We start from the raw sequence: 17,472 nt of genomic DNA on the forward strand, positions 1-17,472 counted from the left end.
AACGTATAAAAAGGAGGGGAAAAGCTATTGGAAATTGTAAAATATAAAGATTCTGATTATGAGTCGCTGGTTGCCTTTATGAAAATTAATTGGTCCCTAGAGCATGCTATCTATAACAAAGAATTGTTTGATTGGCAGTATCGGATTGACGAGAATGGTCTATCGGAAAGTTTACTGCTGATCGACAAGGGTTCTATTGAGGGATTCCTTGGGGTCATTCCTGGTGAGTATAGTTCTAACGGAGAACAATATAGGGGTATCAGTTTCGCCATGTGGATTGTATCAGAAAAGTATAGAAACAGTGGCTTAGGCATTATGCTTATGAAAGAAGCTGAAAAGTACAATTTGGTGTGCTTGACCTTGGGTTGTAATTTTCAAGTGGTGCCTATGTATGAGCGTATGGGCTATTCTTATTCAGATCATTTGAACCGTTATGTCATTCCGCTTGATGTGAATGGTTATGTAAAATTACTAAAGGACCCTGCTGATCAAGCAAGCATTAGTCAATGGTTATCGGATGTCGAAGGAAAATTGATACATTCATACAGCCCAATACTCAATATTACGGGTGAGGAGTTAGAACGATTATACGTTAAAAGTATTCAACATCGCTTCTCACTTTCGCAGTACCGTAGCGCCTCATTTTGGGAATGGAGATATATAAATAGTGCGGGCTATAAGTATTTATTTTTCGGTGATTCCACTGCTGAGGGGATTGTAATTGCACGTCTAGATCGAGTATATGCTCCCGAAGAGAGTATCCACGGCACAAAAGTATTAAGGGTTATAGAAATCATCCCAGCTAATGCTGATGTTTGGGAAGGAATAGCAGATCATCGCTTGATTGAGATGGTATCTGGGGTTTTGTCATGGTCTCGAAAACAAGGGTGTGTTGCGGCGGATTTTCAGTTAAGTTCAAATCGTTTAGAGCATGTTCTGGAATCTATCGGTTTTAGAAAACAAAATATAGACTACACGCCAAAGGAATGTGGCTTGGCAGGCCTGTTCCAGCCTTTTCGTTATCGTGTTAATCCTATTAATTTTGTGTGGAAAAATAAGAATAATGAAGGTTATTTTCAAAATACGGAAGTGAATGACATATATCTTGTTAAAACTGACGGAGATATGGATCGTCCCAACATTTGGCCACTTCCTAAAGGGTGGAATTAATAATGGGTAATATTGCTGCTATGTATCACTATGTACGTGAGAAAAAGGGGTGGGATGGGATTGTTCCCATGCATCCCCATGATTTTGAAGAACAACTAGATTTAATTAGCAAGACACATCGAATTATCTCGTTAGACGAGATTGATAGATTTAATTCGGAACCATGGTGTGTACTAACGTTTGATGATGGTACAAAAGACCAATATACGTTTGCTTTTGACATCTTGAAAAGAAAAGGAATTCCTGCATATTTCACAGTCATGTCTGGTCCACACCTCACAGGTAACGTTCCATTAGTTCATTTGGTACATACGGTACTCTCTTTCAAATCCGATGAAGAGTTATGGGAATTATTGAGTGGGACATATGATACGAGCGGTGTGGAAGAGGAGAGCCAAATCTATAAGTACGAACAGAAGAAACTCCGCAGATACAATAAATTTATGCTTAATTTTAAATTATCTGTTACGGAAGCAACTATCTTTCTTGAGTCTATTTTTCAGTCCTTGTTTCCCGATAAGCAAAAATTTATAAATGATTTTTATATAAGTACAGAAGAAATAGTCGAAATGAGCCAGGCAGGAATGACTATAGGTGTGCATGCTCATAATCATATTCCGTACAATGGCGATCCACAGGAATTTTATAATATTGAGATCGCTCCTTGTAAAAATTGGATGAAGAGTGTTTTGGGTATAAACCCGATCTGGTATACGCCTGCTTTTGGTGGTGGAATCAACCAAAAGTTAATGTTGGACAAACTAACTCCTGTTCTAGTACAGAATGGATTTGTTGGTGCTTTCAGTACAAGAGAAGGAGGGATTTCGGACAAAAGAGAGTTTTGGATGGACAGAATAGACTGTATACGTCTACCTCCTCTAGGGACATCATCGTATTTGTGAGTGATGTGAATAGGAACTAACTACTGTGTTTGTCCCTTGTGTTTTTTTATCCAAAATTAGATTTGATTTTTGGGGCATGAAAAGGGAGATTAGGAGGATTATTTGGCTTTTCACGCCTAAATTCGGTTTCCTTAACAAACCCTAATGATAGAATGAAAAGAGGTTCCTAATGAGCTATTCTGAGGCAATGCTTGAAATAGAAAAAATACTGTCAAATGATAAATTGTCGAATGTGGAAGTATACAAATTACTGGATCATGAACTAACCAAATTAATTGGAAACTTTGAAAGTATAAATTCAAATAGTCGTCAAGAGATAGTAACTGAAATCGAACAAATGATATCAGATTATAAGAATTGGGGACTATATTTAACGTCATTTTTACTCACCTGTACAAAGGATCAGAAGTTTTTAGATGATATTTTTGAATATATAGAAAAAGAAGTAAGAATAGATGTGCTTCATTTTATTTACTGGCAAGTTACGAGCTTTCTTTTTACTACTCCTAAGTTGAAAACAGAAAAAAATACTAACAGACTGAGAAGGATATATCGAAAATATTTTGAGTATTTTAATAGTCAAATTGCAAACGAGACGAAATGGATTCCTTATGAAGAACGCAACAAAGATTTTGTAGTTGTTGTAGCTGGACAGGTGCTTTCTATGTTACATAGCCCAACACAAGTAGCGCTAGATCATTGCAAAGCTTTATATAATCTCAAAAAAAATATTTTCCTTATCAATACCGCAGACATGCCCCGCTCTATAGCTACGCCTTATTTCGGAGCTGTCCTATCTAACTATGTTGAGGGTTACAATCAAACTGACAAGCTAATGTATGAAAATTTAAGTATTCCATTCTTTCAATGTCAAAAAGAAATGCCAAATGGTAGCCAAATAATGGAGCTTATGCAAATGATATTGCATTTAAAGCCGCTCTTTGTTTTATCCATCTCAGGCTCAAATCTAAGCTCCGACTTATTTTCTAATTTTGTGCCCGTAATTACTCTGCCATTGGCTTATGATCTTCCCATCTCAGAGAGCACATTTTCAATTTTGCCCAGAAAAATAAACACAGCAGATTTGAACACGCTAGAAGAATTAAATAGGTCTCGAGAATCAGTTATTGAGAGTGTGTTTACTTATAAATATACGCCTCCACAGACTAAAATGCATAGAGAGTATTGGGGGTTAGCCGAGGGTAATTTTGTATTGGCCGTAGTAGGTAATCGCCTTGATACGGAGCTAGACGATTCTTTTTTAACAGAACTAGACGATCTATTGAAATGTAATGATCATATCCGCATTATGTTTATAGGTGAACTTAAAAATTATAAAAAGATAACGAATCAGTATGTCACTCTTGAAAAACAATCTGTCCATGTCGGAGTTCAAAGGGACTTAGCCGCTGTTTATGAAGTGTGTGACGCGTATTTAAACACAGTTCGATCTGGAGGCGGTACTTCTGCTGCCATTGCTTTACGGCAAGGGCTACCCGTTTTTACATATGCCTTCGGAGATGTTGCTCACACGGCAGGAGAGTACTATCATATTAACAGTTTTGATGATGTGAAGACATTTATAAAAAATTGGGAAAATCCTGTATTTAGGGAACGCGAAAGATTTGTAGCAATAAATAGGGCGGATGAAATTTTTGACAGTGAAAAGGTTATGAGAGAAATTATAGAGACTATGACTAAATCACCACACTTTTATTAAGCTGCATGGACTTTACCACATAATTTGCTGAAATGAGAGATGATAATGATAAATTTCAATGTACCGGCAATCGTAGGCAAAGAAGGAGAGTATGTCGAAAAGTCATTTTCTAGTGGACATCTTTCGGGGGATGGAGAATTTACGCGTTTATGTGCAAACTGGTTTGAAAGAACTTTTGATGTAAAAAAAACATTAATAACGACTTCTTGTACACATGCTCTGGAGATGGCTGCTATTCTCTTGGATATCCAACAGGGTGATGAAATTATCATGCCATCTTATACGTTTGTATCCACTGCCAATGCCTTTGTTTTAAGAGGAGCTAAGATTGTATTCGTGGATATTCGACCTGATACTATGAATATTAATGAAGATCTTATAGAAGATGCGATCACAGATAAAACAAAAGCAATTGTCCCAGTGCATTATGCTGGAGTAGCTTGTGATATGGATAAGATTTTAGAGTTGGCGAATAGATACAATTTGGCAGTTGTGGAGGATGCAGCACAAGGGATTCTTAGCGAATATAAAGGAAGGAAACTGGGTACCCTTGGTCACTTAGGATGTATCAGCTTTCACGAAACCAAGAATGTACATTGCGGGGAAGGTGGCGCTTTGTTAGTTAATGATGAAACATTTATGGAAAAGGCTGAAATAATACGTGAGAAAGGGACAAACAGATCTAAATTTTTTAGAGGTCAGGTAGATAAGTATACTTGGGTTGACATAGGTTCTTCCTACCTCCCTAGTGAACTGAACACTGCATTTTTAATGGCACAACTTGAAGCCTCAGAAATGATTACAAAGAATAGATTGGTTAGCTGGAATTTATATTTTAATCTATTACAGCCTTTGAGTGAATTAAATTTAATCGACTTACCATTTATACCTCTTAATAGTACCCATAATGCTCATATGTTTTATATTAAAATAAGAGATTTAGAAATAAGAACCGAACTATTGAATTTTTTGAAAAGACACGAAATCATGGCTGTTTTCCATTATGTGCCGCTTCATAGTTCCGAGGCAGGATTAAAGCATAGTTCATTTATTGGTGAGGATGCCTATACAACTAGAGAGAGCGAACGCTTAATTAGATTACCTCTCTATTATAATATAAAAGAGTCAGATATAAATAAGATTGTAGATTGTATATACGATTTTTTTCGACAGTATAGTTGGAGGGATTTAGGATGCTAAGGCTTTTGCATTGGGATTCTATTTTTTTTGCTATGAATATGGCCGAAGTTTCTACTACTTCCCCAGTTACAAGCTCATATTTTCAACATGTGATAGAGAAGAATCAATTAGATTTTATACAAGCACTTTGTAAAATTGATGATATAACGACTATTCATTTTCTCGAAAATGAAAATTTCCACTTAGCGGATACTAAAGTAACATTTGAGACTAGAATAGATACTAATGCACAGAATAAAAGTTCTCTTGTATTAGCAACGGAGCATGACTTTCCTGTTTTACAAAATATGATGACTGGATTATTTAAGGATAGTAGATATTCTTGTTATCCACATATTTTTAATATTGAAAAAGTGGATGAGTTATATAAACTATGGGTGAAAAAGTCTATTACTGGTGCGTTCGATGATTATTGTCTTGTCATTAAATTAAATGAAGAAATTATTGGATTTGTGACAATTAAAGAAAATCTAATAAATAGAAAGGCAAGAATCGGTCTTTTAGGAATTGATCTGAAACATCAAAGCAATGGAATGGGCGCGAAGTTGCTAACAGAATTAAAGGTGTTTCTTGAAAGTAGGCCGATTGAACAACTAGTAGTTTCAACACAAGGTCGAAATTACAATGCATTGAATTTATATATAAAGTGTGGTTACAGAATTCAAAAATTGGAAAGTTGGTATTATTGGACGAGGGTGCTGATCAAGGCTCGTTCATAGATTCAACATAAGATCGTCTAAGACGAAATCTTAGAATAAAGGATAATTAAGTATTTTATAGAATTAGTACATCATCCATAGGAATTATTTTCAATCTATGAATAATTTTAAATATTCTGAGAAGGGATGATGTTTATGAAGTGGGGAAAATATCTTTCTGGAATTTTATTGGCTATTTTAGTTTTAAGCAGTATGTCAATAGCTCCAGCCTCAGTTGAGGGCAGTTCATCAAGTACGACGGAGAAGGGAAGCCCTACGCCATTTTCGGTCAGTACGACTCAAACGATGGAACCTACCAGCACGACTGAGGCTGTATATGGCGATACTCTTAAAGTGAACAATCACCGGGTTACATTAATGTCTAATTTCAATGTGAACGGTGACCTCATGAGTTTCACTGATTCTTTAACGACAACTGATCCAACAGATTTTTGGTTCTTTAACGTACCTACGGATAGAAGCATTCTGGCTCAGATCAAATCCAGTAATCCCAATTATAGATTTGATTTGTATTCGATTGATTGGAGCAAGGGAACAGCAAGTTTGACGGGTTTTGGAGGAAAGGCCTCTGAATTGAAGTTTGCTACAGACTTAAAAGCAGGGGACTGGGGACTTCGTGTTACTTCCACAGGAACGGTAGGTGAAAGCTATAGTATCCACATGAATGCGGCCTCGCCAGCGGATACACCGATTAATGGTAAGACGGCCAAGCTAACATCCTATTCGAACAATTTGTTATATACGGTCATTGAGTATCCAAATGGAGATATTAAGATGAATGGGACTCAAATTGCCAATACAACGGTGGCAAACCCGAATTTGGAATGGTCAAGAGAATTTAACTTCTCCAGTGGTGGCAGTTATTCTTCAAGGAGTCATAATGTATCTGATGTTCGGGTGAAAAGTATTACTACGCCTGTGAAATACACCTCAAATTATGCAAGCTCAGATAATGCTGTTTTGATTGTTCTAAATGCTGACACGCTTTTTACCTATTTTGAATCTGCATATAGTTCTGGCAATCCACCATATCACAGTTCCTCTTTTGTTGACACCAGTGGCAGAACTACGCCGAGACGTCTAGATATTATTGATATGGCTGGAGATCCAGACATTCTTGTGTATGATCTGGATACAAAGAAAGTAATTGATTTTGTAAGTAACTTGAATTACTACTATGCAAAAGGAATTGAGCCCCAGCCAACGGTAGTTTACTATAATTAAGTAAAAAAGAAATAACAAAAATTTTCAATGTTTTTCCCCTAGGAGTTTCAAACATTCACAAAGAGTTTACTATACTTTTATAGTAAACTCTTTGCTTAATAAACCATTTCAATCTATAAAAATAGATTGCTTTGTAAAATTGGAATAACTATGAATGAAAACATTATCAATTCCAATTGACAATGGATAACTTTGGATGGTATAGTCGGAAATGTGGGCGAGAGCTTCACTTCATTTGATGACGAAGGGAATGTTAGTGCATGCAAGGTAAAGTAAAATGGTTTAACGCAGAAAAAGGTTATGGTTTCATTGAAACGTCTGACGGCGGCGACGTATTTGTACATTTTTCCGCAATTCAAACAGAAGGCTTCAAAACACTTGAAGAAGGACAAGACGTGGAGTTCGACATTGTCGAAGGCGCACGTGGACCACAAGCCGCTAACGTAACCAAATTATAATCATCCCCGGCATAGCCGACCTACATAATTGGTAAGATGGTTAGCAATGGATAACGCGCTAGCACTGCCCTGGAATTTATTCCAGGGCTTTTTTATGTTTTCTAATTACATAAAAAAGCCCCTTACCCGGTGGTAAGGAGCTCAACGCAACAGAGCATTTACTCTAGAGAACCATCAAAGTCAGCCATCTCCACAAAAATGGTATTGGAGGAGGCAGATTGATTCTCTACACTTCCATCTGGATAGCGGAATTGATAGCGCAGGATGACCTGGGCGATCAGATACGCGCGGAGCGCAGATTCGATGTCGAAAGAGAATACGATGACTGCTTTGTGGTTTGGATCAAGCCGACCTAACGGAATACCTTGGAGCAGGTTAGGATGCGGAAGCGGCACAGAATTCACGGTGACCGTTCGCAGCAAAATGAAATCTTCGGCTGCAAATGGTGCAGTGAGCAAGAGCTCTTCCAGTGGAGTATTGCCGATGTTTTCCACATGGACGGTGAAGGACAGGGTATCTTCTTGGCCGACACGCAGAGCGCTGGAGCTAAGCGTGAGTTTAGGAATGGCTGCAATAACGGTCACGCCAACGGTGTTGGTCTGGGAGGTTTCCTGGATGGTCTCTCCTCCACTACGACGTGAGGTATATTCGATGATGGCCTGGTTGCTGAATGTTCCATCAGCAGGTGCTTCACGAATTTGCGTCTGAAGCGTAAGGGTGAGCGTCTCCCCTGGTGCAATATCCGGGAGCGTGATACCTGCGGCGGGATTAGCACCTGCCTGTGCTTTTTCTTGGATAGTTAGGCTGTTGGGTACATAAATGAGTCCATGCGGCAACGGGTCCGTGAACAACGGATATTGTGCAGAGATCCCCCCTTTGTTAGTAATCTGAATGGTGAAGGTGAGTGTGTCGCCTACAGAGGCATCTGTGGTGTTCACCTTTTTAACTAATTCGAGCAGTGGGAATACAATTGGGATGGTAACGGTATTCGTAGTCAATGTCCCTGATACGACTCTTCCTCCAGGTAACGTAAACGAGTAGGCAAGGGCAGCTTGATTTACGATGTAGCCAGATGGAGGCGTCTCCGATACGGTCACTTGATAAGTCGGTGTCAATGACTGTCCAGGTTCCACAGACCCCAGACTAACACCAACAGCAGGATCGGTTCCCGACAGTGATTGACCATTCAACTGTATGCTGTCAGGAATCAATAGAGTCCCGGCAGGAATGAAATGTTGCAGTGTAACTTCGGATGTTACGTTGCCAAAGTTGTTGAGCAGTACCGTATAAGTAAGGCTTTCTCCTGCGATGGCCTCTGTATTTTCCGTAGAGATAATTGCGGCAAGCTGTGGATCAAAAACAGTTATAGTCACGGTGTTGCTGGTAACCTCGCTCGCACCGTCACTGCCAGCATATTGAAGCCGTACGCTATTGTTTAGACGTCCTCCGAGAGGCAGAGACTTAGGATCCATTCATTGTCTGTCCCGCCTGTAAGCTGCCGATAAATAATGGTTCACCCGGCTTGCTAGAAGCAGGTGGAGAACCGTTAATTCTCAAGCTATCCGGGTTTATGATGGTTCCATTCGGTACGTAATCGGCTAATACTACATCGGTAATGACCGAGCCTCCATCGTTAACAAGAGTCAGCTGATAAGGTACAGCATCCCCTAATGCGACAGTAGACACTGTTGTGCGTAGCACGGCCGACAAGGTTCCTCTAGCAGTAGGGGCTACTTTAACCGAGACAGAAGGTGAAGCAGTTACCAGATTCGTGCTTCGTCCGTCCGGCAGCTGGTAGGAGTAAGCCAGCAGAGCTTGATTCACTAGTGTGCCAGACTCGGAGGCACGAACGACAAGCGCGGAGAAGACCAGTGATGTCCACGTCACCCTCTTGGGCGCTAATCAGCGCCCTACCACGCAAAGTCCCCTGTACGGGCGTGGCAAAGCCACTCACCACCACATTGACCGAGCCTGTAGCGGTACTGACCCCTTCACCACCAACGCGTAGCGACAGGTTACGGAAGGGCAGAGATGGGTTATTGTACACCACAGCCAGCGTCCAGCCGGCATGGTTGGTGTTGGTGGAATCGGGAACCGTGATGGTGCCCGTCACATTTCCGACCGTATATGTCCCTGCACCGCCTTGAATGACTAGATTTGTGACATTCGCTGTTCTCACATAGGTACTGAGACTGGTGACGTTGACTGATGTTGCAGATTCAGGACTGACCGTAGTAGATAAAGCAGGTGTCTGAAATGTGACCGGGTTGTTGGTGCTGGATAATACATTGGTACTGCCGTTCGCATAACTTCCTCCCCAAATAAGCTCAGCGTACAGCACCGTACTGCCCACAGGAAGCACAAGGAATGCTGTCGATGAGTTACTGGTAAAGGCAGAAGTCGTACCGAATGGATACGTGCCGAAGCGAGAGGCTGTATTGGTTGTGATGAAAGCGCCAATGCTGGTCGCTGTTCCCGGCACTCCTACCGAATTAGAGCGTGCCAGCCCAAGTGTATTCCCTAGACAGCCCCCGTCTGATTCGTTACGTAACGCTGAATAAAAGCCATGGATTAGCTTCCTACTTTCCATCTCTTCCAAATCCGTTATCTTGGGATCTCCGTATAGGAAGAGCCAGCTAGGCTGGGTGTAATAATCCTTTCGTATAAATGGCCTGCGTTGTAACCAGGCATTGCATACCGCACAAGCCCATGTACCTGATCCAGCGGGAAAAGGGCACCCCCTTTTTCCATAAAATCACTTAGCATGAAGCCCAAAATAATTGTTTGTTATGACGTCAGCGGAGCAATTTTTATATATGCACACATTATTCACATATGTATGCAAGTCAAATTTAAACAGACTTGTTTTCAAAGAATGACGTTATGGGAAGCGTTTTAGCGAAAAAAGAAGAACTTTGTAAAATAGCTTCGAAATGTTGGTCTCTTTTTTTACTTGGCGTTAACATATGTGCTATACTGAAGGGGCAAAGGAGGCGTGCCCTATGAACTTAACAGTACGAGGTCAACAGATCGAGGTTACCGACGCTTTGAAGGACTACGTTGATAAGAAATTCAGCAGACTTGAAAAGTATTTCGATGCACCCCCGACGTCTGATGGAAGTGTAACGTTAAGCACAACCAGAGATTTGCACACTGTAGAAGTAACCATTCCTTTGCCGGGGCTTGTACTCCGTGCCGAAGACGAGAGCGATGATATGTATGCATCCATTGATGCCGTGGTAGACAAGCTTGAACGGCAAATTCGCAAGCACAAAACCAAGCTAAACCGAAAATTCCGTCAGGAAGGTAGTTTGAAAACCCTTTTTGTGGAAGATCCGGCAGGTGGCGTGGCTGTTGCTGAAGATGAGGATGTAGAACTGGATGAGCTGGAAGTCGTCCGCACCAAGCGTTTCTTATTGAAACCTATGGATGTGGAAGAAGCTATTCTTCAAATGAACATGGTTGGACATAATTTCTTTGTATTTTCCAATATTGATAACGAAGAAGTTAACGTAGTTTACAAGCGCAATGATGGTAAATACGGTCTGATCGAACGGGAATAGCCTGTAAGTAGGAACTTTTCACATTTTAAAATGAATAGAACGATTTCGATTGAAGCATGCTTCATGGATATTAGGAAAATGAAAACAAACACGAGCCTTATCCTTGCGAACCTGGCGGGATAAGGCTCTTTTATATGTTTTTTTGTAAATGTAAGGAAAATTCAACTTGGATAAGTGTAACCAAGTTGTGTATTTCGTACGTCAATTGTTTTGGTATCTTTAACCGGATGCAAATCTGGAGGCTGCTTGTGTTGCGGCATGTCCTACAAACTGTTACAATTTATGCAAAGAACATCGCACGATGGGCTGGTACAGCCGGGCCTGTCAAACATATCGGGAATCAATTTCATCATGGACCCTTTCTAATTGTGAAATTGATTCTATTAATTGTTTTGCGCGAAAGGGGTAAACCATGCTAGGAATTGTTAAGAAAATCTTCGGAGATACCAATGAACGTGACGTCAAGCGTTTAATGAAGACGGTTGAACTGATCAATAAGATAGAGCCGGATTTTGAAAAGCTCTCGGATGAGGAATTGCAAGCGAAGACGGCGGAATTTAAAGCTCGGGTCGAACAGGGGACTACGGCTGAAGAAATCTTGCCGGAAGCTTTTGCAACGGTTCGTGAAGCGTCCAAGCGGGTGCTGGGCAAACGTCATTATGACGTACAGTTGCTCGGCGGTATTGCGCTGCATGAAGGTAAAATTGCCGAAATGAAAACCGGTGAAGGTAAAACACTGGTAGGAACACTGCCGGTTTATTTGAATGCTCTGTTGGGCAAAGGCGTGCACGTGGTTACGGTCAATGACTATTTGGCGCAACGTGACAGCGGAGAAATGGGACAGATTTATAACTTCCTGGGAATGTCCGTAGGGCTGAATTTGGCCAATATGGATCATGCCGCCAAGCAGGAAGCGTATGCTTGTGATATCACGTACGGTACAAACAACGAGTTCGGGTTCGATTATCTACGCGATAATATGGTGCTTTACAAAGAGCAGATGGTTCAACGTCCGTTGTACTTCTGTATCATTGATGAGGTCGATTCCATTCTCGTCGATGAAGCTCGTACACCATTGATTATTTCAGGACAAGCTCAGAAATCGACAGAGCTGTATTTCGCGGCCGACCGTTTTGTGAAGAGCCTGAATGTTGAAGAAGATTACACGCTGGATATTAAGGTGAAGTCGGTTGCATTGACCGAAAACGGCGTATCCAAAGCTGAAAATTTCTTTGGTCTCGAAAACTTGTACGATCAGGAAAGTGTTACAATTAATCATCACATTGTACAGGCATTGAAGGCTAATGCTATTATGCGTTTGGATGTGGATTATGTTGTAGCTGACGGTGAAGTTCTGATTGTCGATGAGTTTACAGGTCGTCTGATGGCTGGACGCCGTTATAGTGATGGTTTGCATCAAGCCATTGAAGCGAAGGAAAACATCATTGTACAAAATGAAAGCATGACGCTAGCGACGATTACATTCCAAAACTATTTCCGTATGTACCGCAAATTGGCGGGGATGACGGGTACAGCGAAAACAGAAGAAGAAGAATTCAAAAAAATATATGGTCTGGAAGTGCTCCAAATTCCGACGAATCGCCCCAACCAGCGTGTGGATATGCCTGACGTAGTGTACAAGAGCGTAAAAGGCAAATTCCATGCAGTGGTAGATGAAATCCTGGAGCGTAACAAAAAGAACCAGCCGATATTAGTAGGTACGGTTTCTATTGAAAACTCGGAGCTTCTTTCTGAAATGCTGAAACGCAAAGGCGTTCGTCACAAAGTGCTTAACGCCAAGTATCATGCTGAGGAAGCTGAGATTATTTCCCGTGCAGGTGAAGCTGGCGCAGTTACCATCGCTACCAACATGGCTGGACGCGGTACTGACATCGTACTGGGCGAAGGCGTATCAGAACTTGGTGGTTTGCACATCATCGGTACAGAACGTCATGAATCCCGTCGTATTGATAATCAGCTTCGCGGACGTGCAGGACGTCAGGGTGATCCGGGTTCCACACAGTTTTACTTATCGCTGGGCGATGAGTTAATGAAGCGTTTTGGTGCGGACAACGTACTGAATATGATGGAGCGGTTGGGTTTCGAGGAAGACCAACCTATCGAGAGTCGTATGATTACACGTGCTATCGAATCAGCTCAAAAACGTGTCGAAGGCAACAACTTTGATCAACGTAAAGTCGTTCTCCAGTATGATGATGTAATGAACCAGCAGCGTGCTATTATTTACAAGCAACGCCGTGAGGTGCTGGAATCAGAGAACATCAAGGAAATTGTGTTTGACATGATCAAGCCTGTCATTGAGCGTGTGGTGGAAGCTCATTGCGGTGATGACATTCCTGAAAACTGGGAACTTGAAGAAGTAGCAGAGTATGTGAACAACAACCTGCTTGAGGAAAATACACTTACACGTGACGACCTGTGGGGCAAGGAAAAAGAGGAGATCGTGGATATGATCTTCGAAAAAGTTACCAACAGATACCACAGCCGTGAAGAAATGATTGGCGAAGATATGGTACGCGAGTTCGAGAAAGTTATCGTACTGCGTGCAGTCGATAGCAAATGGATGGACCATATTGATGCTATGGATCAATTGCGTCAAGGTATTCACTTGCGTGCTTACGGCGGTACCGATCCGCTGCGCGAATATCAATTTGAAGGCTTCGAAATGTTCCATGCTATGATCGCTAGCATCCAAGAGGAAGTAGCGACATACATCATGAAAGCACAAATTGAATCCAATCAAGAGCGTCAAGCTGTCATCGACGAAGACAAAATCTCGACGAGTGGTGAACCCGCGGCTCCTAAAAAGAAATCCGCTCCTTCGCGTCCGCGTAGAAAATAACGGATTGAAATTAAGGGAGAGATCTTGAGATACACTATTCCCTGCAGTGCATATAATGGCAGGCGGCAGTTCAACCACTGACCGTCGGCCATTTTGTGCCATACAGGGGTGAGACTGATGTATTCAACTTATAGTTCTTTTGTTTGAGGGTCAGTTTGAATATTGATGAATGGCTAGATTGCTCTCAATTCTTTTAAAACAATTATGACAAGCAAGCAGGTATCTGCTTGTTTGTCAGTTAATTCAGCTCTTGACTCGGCTCACATACCTGAGCCGATTATCTATAAGTCGTTTGACTTTACGGCGGTTGGTAGCGAAGCGGAGGATTTGAATCTGGAGAAGCGTCAGCGTTCGCCTTTGCAGTGAGATGCCCACCTTTGAATGTGTTAATCCAATCAAGGGCATCTCGCTGCAACAGCGATCGTAAGATCAAATCATTCGCGCAGCGTCTCTTCACCCAGCCGTAACTCACAACGCCCCATCCCCCTAACCATATATTAAAAGGAGAATGACATCATGATTGATCCAAGTGTAAAGCATGATTTGCGAGAAATAGGCAAGAAACTAACAAACCTTAGGGGGTCTCTTTGACTTAGATCTCAAACAGGAAATGATTGCAAACTTTGAAGTAAAGATGGCTGCACCTGACTTTTGGGATGATAATGATAAGGCTCAAGGTGTAATTGCAGAAATGAACGCTGTTAAGTCATCAGTAGACAGCTATGAACAGCTTCGTCAGGAATATGAAGACGCTGGTATGATGGCTGAGCTAGCTGATGAGGAAGGCGATGAAACACTGGCTGGAGAGATCGAGAACAGTGTCACTTCTCTGCTGAGCAAGCTTCAGGAGTTTGAATTGCAATTGCTTTTGAATCAGCCGTATGACAAACTTAATGCCATTTTGGAGTTGCATCCGGGAGCAGGCGGAACTGAGTCCCAAGACTGGGGGCAAATGTTGCTACGGATGTATACACGTTGGGCTGAAAAACGGGGCTTTAAGGTAGAGACCCTGGATTATCTAGCGGGTGATGAAGCAGGGATTAAGAGTGTAACACTATTGATCAAAGGTTATAATGCCTACGGCTATCTGAAAGCGGAGAAAGGCGTGCATCGGCTGGTTCGTATCTCTCCATTTGATTCCTCCGGCCGTCGGCATACATCGTTCGTATCCTGTGATGTGGTGCCTGAAATTGCGGATGATGTGGACATTGAAATCCGCACGGAAGATCTCAAAATTGATACGTACCGGGCCAGTGGTGCGGGCGGTCAGCATATTAATACGACCGATTCAGCCGTTCGGATTACGCATTTACCTTCCGGTATTGTCGTAACCTGTCAGAATGAACGTTCCCAGATCAAGAACCGAGAGCGTGCCATGACGATGCTCCGTTCCAAGCTCTACGAGCGTAAGATCGAAGAGCAGCGTCAGCAATTGGACGAAATCCGCGGAGAACAGTCTGATATTGCATGGGGTAGCCAAATTCGCTCCTACGTGTTCCATCCATACAGCATGGTTAAGGATCACCGTACTAGCGTGGAGACTGGCAACGTAGGAGCTGTCATGGATGGCGATCTCGATCCATTCATCGATGGTTACCTGCGCAGCCAAATTAAGCTGGACGCAGAATAATAGCCTGTACGTTTTCCTACAGTCCGCAGACCATGTGCCTGCGGACTGTAGGAATTTTTGTGTAACGGTATTTTTTAACTAAAGGAGAACACGAATGATGTTTCAATTGAATCCTCCCGCTGTCCGCCGAAGACGACGCAAGCCTCTGATTGCCGCCAGCGGACCCGCACGCAACGTGACCGATATTTTACTGATTATACTTGGCTCTTTCATTACAGCGCTGACCTTTAACATGTTCTTGCTCCCAAACCGGATCGCGTCCGGAGGCGTATCGGGCTTGTCTATCTTGGGGGAGGACCTGTTTGGCCTGGAACCCGCCTATACGCAGTGGGGAATGAATATTCCGTTATTTATCGCAGGGGTACTGCTGTTAGGGAAAAAATACGGTTTACGTTCTCTGCTGGGAAGTATTATGCTGCCGCTGTTCGTCTATGTGACGAAGGACTGGGCAGTACCGACAACAAATCCGTTGCTGGCTTCGCTATATGGTGGAATCGGAGTTGGGTTGGGTTTAGGTACCGTGTTTCGGGGCAGGGGTTCGACGGGTGGACTGGCTATTTTGGCGCAGATTATTCAAAAGTATACGGGTTTTAGTCTTTCTCTCTGTGTCATGTTGATGGATGGCACGGTGATTACACTGGCTGGTTTCGCCCTCTCGCCGGAACGGGCGCTGTATGCATTGATCGGCTTGTTTGTAACGGGCAAGGTCATTGATGCCGTGGAAATGGGACTGAGCTACTCCAAAGTGGCTTACATCATATCCAATCAGAAAGAAACGATCACGCAGGCTATTTTGCAGGATTTGGACCGGGGATTGACAGAGCTGGCGGGACGGGGCGGTTACACGAACGAAGAACGTCCTGTGCTTATGGTTGTAGTCGGACAAAACGAGGTAACTCGCCTTAAAACGCTCGTCCGCTTGGTAGACCCAGAAGCCTTTGTGATTATTAGTAATACTCGTGAGGTATTGGGTGAAGGGTTTAAGAAGGAAAGCTGAAACAAAGAGGGCCTTCTGGAGGCATGCTCTTAAATGAATCCATGCAGGAGAGCCCACTAATGTAGTGGGCTCCTCTCTCTTCAGTATGGCTTTACTAGATTCTTTTTACTAATCGTTCAAGCCAATTTGCCGTTTGTCCTTGATTGAAATACGAGGTTGGCGTCCCTTTTACGCCTGTTTTCACCATGAATAGACCGCCCGCTAAGGGTTGATCGGCACTATCATCATCTTGAGCAGTCGTAATATATAACTCATCCAGATGTTCACCGACAAAAGCGCACGAAGTCACACAATTGACGGGGAGTGACACCTCAGCAATCACTTCTCCATGAGCAGGATGGATACGGGAGACACGTTTACCGCCCCATCTCGCGATCCACAACATGCCCTCTGCATCGATTGTCATGCCATCTGGATACCCTTCACTTTCATCCAATCTAGCCACCAGTTGCTTATTCCTAATCGTGCCTTGTGCCACATCGTAATCGAAGGAGACGACCTCCAATGTTGGAGTATCAATGTAATACATTGTACGATGATCTGCGCTCCAGGCTAATCCATTAGATACGGAGGCTTTATCAACCAGTAAGGAGACATGGCCTTTTGTGTTCAAACTATACAATGCTCCTTGCGCGTGTTCGTCGTTTAGGCTCATTGTTCCTGCTAAAAAACGCCCTGCAGGATCGCATTTTCCATCATTAAAACGATTACCTAGTCTACCTTCCTCAGGATCATGGATCAATACTTTGGCCCCTGTCTCAATATCCAAACAATATAGACCGCTAATCAGCGCTACGATTACTTTATTTTTGAGATAAGGTACAACTGCACCAATATGTTCACCAACATCTATTGTACGATCTGTGCACGTAGAAGGATCGTAGATATGCAATTGAAAGCCTTCAATATCGACCCAAAATAAACGTTGAAACCGCTGATCCCAGCTAGGCCCCTCGCCTAACTTTGCTTTTGCATCTATAACGATATTCGCTGTATATGTTTCGATGTGTAGCACTCCTAACATTT

At 42.5% G+C, this 17,472-nt stretch carries 16 protein-coding genes; 12 read left to right on the top strand and 4 right to left on the bottom strand.

Going from position 1 to position 17,472, the window contains the following annotated elements; genetic code table 11:
- Positions 1 to 27 precede the first annotated feature (27 nt).
- From NLX74_RS06730 to NLX74_RS06760, 7 genes are all read left to right on the top strand, one after another.
- Positions 28 to 1,170 (top strand): GNAT family N-acetyltransferase, encoded by a 1,143-nt coding sequence (locus NLX74_RS06730; RefSeq protein ID WP_254328284.1) that lies wholly within the window; start codon positions 28 to 30, stop codon positions 1,168 to 1,170.
- 2 nt (positions 1,171 to 1,172) lie between these two features.
- Positions 1,173 to 2,072, top strand: coding sequence for a polysaccharide deacetylase family protein (locus NLX74_RS06735; protein WP_039271470.1), 900 nt, complete (start codon positions 1,173 to 1,175; stop codon positions 2,070 to 2,072).
- Positions 2,073 to 2,241: 169 nt separating this feature from the next.
- Positions 2,242 to 3,792 (top strand): glycosyltransferase, encoded by a 1,551-nt coding sequence (locus NLX74_RS06740; protein ID WP_254328285.1) that lies wholly within the window; start codon positions 2,242 to 2,244, stop codon positions 3,790 to 3,792.
- Between the two features lie 45 nt (positions 3,793 to 3,837).
- Positions 3,838 to 4,992, top strand: a complete 1,155-nt coding sequence (rffA, locus tag NLX74_RS06745; RefSeq protein ID WP_254328286.1) for a dTDP-4-amino-4,6-dideoxygalactose transaminase — start codon at positions 3,838 to 3,840, stop codon at positions 4,990 to 4,992.
- Complete coding sequence (locus tag NLX74_RS06750) at positions 4,986 to 5,711, top strand: GNAT family N-acetyltransferase (protein WP_254328287.1); 726 nt, start codon at positions 4,986 to 4,988, stop codon at positions 5,709 to 5,711. Before rffA ends, NLX74_RS06750 begins: the two co-directional genes overlap by 7 nt.
- A 135-nt stretch (positions 5,712 to 5,846) precedes the next feature.
- Positions 5,847 to 6,935 (top strand): hypothetical protein, encoded by a 1,089-nt coding sequence (locus tag NLX74_RS06755; protein WP_254328288.1) that lies wholly within the window; start codon positions 5,847 to 5,849, stop codon positions 6,933 to 6,935.
- A gap of 260 nt (positions 6,936 to 7,195) precedes the next feature.
- Complete coding sequence (locus NLX74_RS06760) at positions 7,196 to 7,393, top strand: cold shock domain-containing protein (RefSeq protein WP_013312263.1); 198 nt, start codon at positions 7,196 to 7,198, stop codon at positions 7,391 to 7,393.
- Positions 7,394 to 7,551: 158 nt separating this feature from the next.
- Here NLX74_RS06760 and NLX74_RS06765 read toward each other — a convergent pair whose 3' ends face one another.
- The 3 genes from NLX74_RS06765 to NLX74_RS06775 are packed head-to-tail and all read right to left on the bottom strand — an operon-like array spanning position 7,552 to position 9,983.
- Complete coding sequence (locus NLX74_RS06765) at positions 7,552 to 8,865, bottom strand: COG1361 family protein (RefSeq protein ID WP_254328289.1); 1,314 nt, start codon at positions 8,863 to 8,865, stop codon at positions 7,552 to 7,554.
- A complete protein-coding gene (locus tag NLX74_RS06770) occupies positions 8,855 to 9,094 on the bottom strand; it encodes a hypothetical protein (protein ID WP_254328290.1) in 240 nt (79 codons plus the stop codon). Before NLX74_RS06770 ends, NLX74_RS06765 begins: the two co-directional genes overlap by 11 nt.
- Positions 9,095 to 9,128: 34 nt before the next feature.
- Positions 9,129 to 9,983: a hypothetical protein gene (locus tag NLX74_RS06775; protein WP_254328291.1), complete on the bottom strand. Its 855-nt coding sequence runs from the start codon at positions 9,981 to 9,983 to the stop codon at positions 9,129 to 9,131.
- Between the two features lie 412 nt (positions 9,984 to 10,395).
- On the opposite strand from NLX74_RS06775, the gene hpf reads away from it, so the two are divergent.
- From hpf to NLX74_RS06795, 5 genes are all read left to right on the top strand, one after another.
- On the top strand, positions 10,396 to 10,956 hold the full coding sequence (gene hpf, locus NLX74_RS06780) for a ribosome hibernation-promoting factor, HPF/YfiA family (RefSeq protein ID WP_013312261.1): 561 nt from the start codon (positions 10,396 to 10,398) through the stop codon (positions 10,954 to 10,956).
- Positions 10,957 to 11,368: 412 nt separating this feature from the next.
- The gene (gene secA / locus NLX74_RS06785; RefSeq protein ID WP_250260285.1) at positions 11,369 to 13,819 is read left to right on the top strand and encodes a preprotein translocase subunit SecA; all 2,451 of its coding nucleotides are present in this window, start codon (positions 11,369 to 11,371) and stop codon (positions 13,817 to 13,819) included.
- A gap of 231 nt (positions 13,820 to 14,050) precedes the next feature.
- Positions 14,051 to 14,185, top strand: a complete 135-nt coding sequence (locus tag NLX74_RS25605; RefSeq protein WP_258012365.1) for a hypothetical protein — start codon at positions 14,051 to 14,053, stop codon at positions 14,183 to 14,185.
- A 150-nt stretch (positions 14,186 to 14,335) separates the two neighbouring features.
- A protein-coding gene (prfB, locus tag NLX74_RS06790; protein ID WP_155765234.1) for a peptide chain release factor 2 occupies positions 14,336 to 15,449 on the top strand; the annotation gives its coding sequence in 2 pieces (ribosomal slippage) (positions 14,336 to 14,407 and positions 14,409 to 15,449; 1,113 coding nt in all).
- Between the two features lie 97 nt (positions 15,450 to 15,546).
- Positions 15,547 to 16,446, top strand: a complete 900-nt coding sequence (locus tag NLX74_RS06795) for a YitT family protein (RefSeq protein ID WP_254328340.1) — start codon at positions 15,547 to 15,549, stop codon at positions 16,444 to 16,446.
- A 94-nt stretch (positions 16,447 to 16,540) separates the two neighbouring features.
- Here NLX74_RS06795 and NLX74_RS06800 read toward each other — a convergent pair whose 3' ends face one another.
- Positions 16,541 to 17,470 (bottom strand): SMP-30/gluconolactonase/LRE family protein, encoded by a 930-nt coding sequence (locus tag NLX74_RS06800; RefSeq protein WP_254328292.1) that lies wholly within the window; start codon positions 17,468 to 17,470, stop codon positions 16,541 to 16,543.
- Between the last annotated feature and the right edge of the window lie 2 nt (positions 17,471 to 17,472).

This window comes from Paenibacillus sp. MZ03-122A (assembly GCF_024213325.1).
Taxonomy (GTDB): Bacteria; Bacillota; Bacilli; order Paenibacillales; family Paenibacillaceae; genus Paenibacillus; species Paenibacillus polymyxa_B.

Coding starts and splice junctions, on each gene's coding strand:
- NLX74_RS06765 (WP_254328289.1), bottom strand. CDS start 8,865: ATGGATCCTAAGTCTCTGCCTCTCGGAGGACGTCTAAACAATAGCGTA.
- NLX74_RS06750 (WP_254328287.1), top strand. CDS start 4,986: ATGCTAAGGCTTTTGCATTGGGATTCTATTTTTTTTGCTATGAATATG.
- NLX74_RS06775 (WP_254328291.1), bottom strand. CDS start 9,983: ATGGAAAGTAGGAAGCTAATCCATGGCTTTTATTCAGCGTTACGTAAC.
- NLX74_RS06740 (WP_254328285.1), top strand. CDS start 2,242: ATGAGCTATTCTGAGGCAATGCTTGAAATAGAAAAAATACTGTCAAAT.
- NLX74_RS06735 (WP_039271470.1), top strand. CDS start 1,173: ATGGGTAATATTGCTGCTATGTATCACTATGTACGTGAGAAAAAGGGG.
- NLX74_RS06755 (WP_254328288.1), top strand. CDS start 5,847: ATGAAGTGGGGAAAATATCTTTCTGGAATTTTATTGGCTATTTTAGTT.
- secA (WP_250260285.1), top strand. CDS start 11,369: ATGCTAGGAATTGTTAAGAAAATCTTCGGAGATACCAATGAACGTGAC.
- hpf (WP_013312261.1), top strand. CDS start 10,396: ATGAACTTAACAGTACGAGGTCAACAGATCGAGGTTACCGACGCTTTG.
- NLX74_RS06800 (WP_254328292.1), bottom strand. CDS start 17,470: ATGTTAGGAGTGCTACACATCGAAACATATACAGCGAATATCGTTATA.
- NLX74_RS06795 (WP_254328340.1), top strand. CDS start 15,547: ATGTTTCAATTGAATCCTCCCGCTGTCCGCCGAAGACGACGCAAGCCT.
- rffA (WP_254328286.1), top strand. CDS start 3,838: ATGATAAATTTCAATGTACCGGCAATCGTAGGCAAAGAAGGAGAGTAT.
- NLX74_RS06760 (WP_013312263.1), top strand. CDS start 7,196: ATGCAAGGTAAAGTAAAATGGTTTAACGCAGAAAAAGGTTATGGTTTC.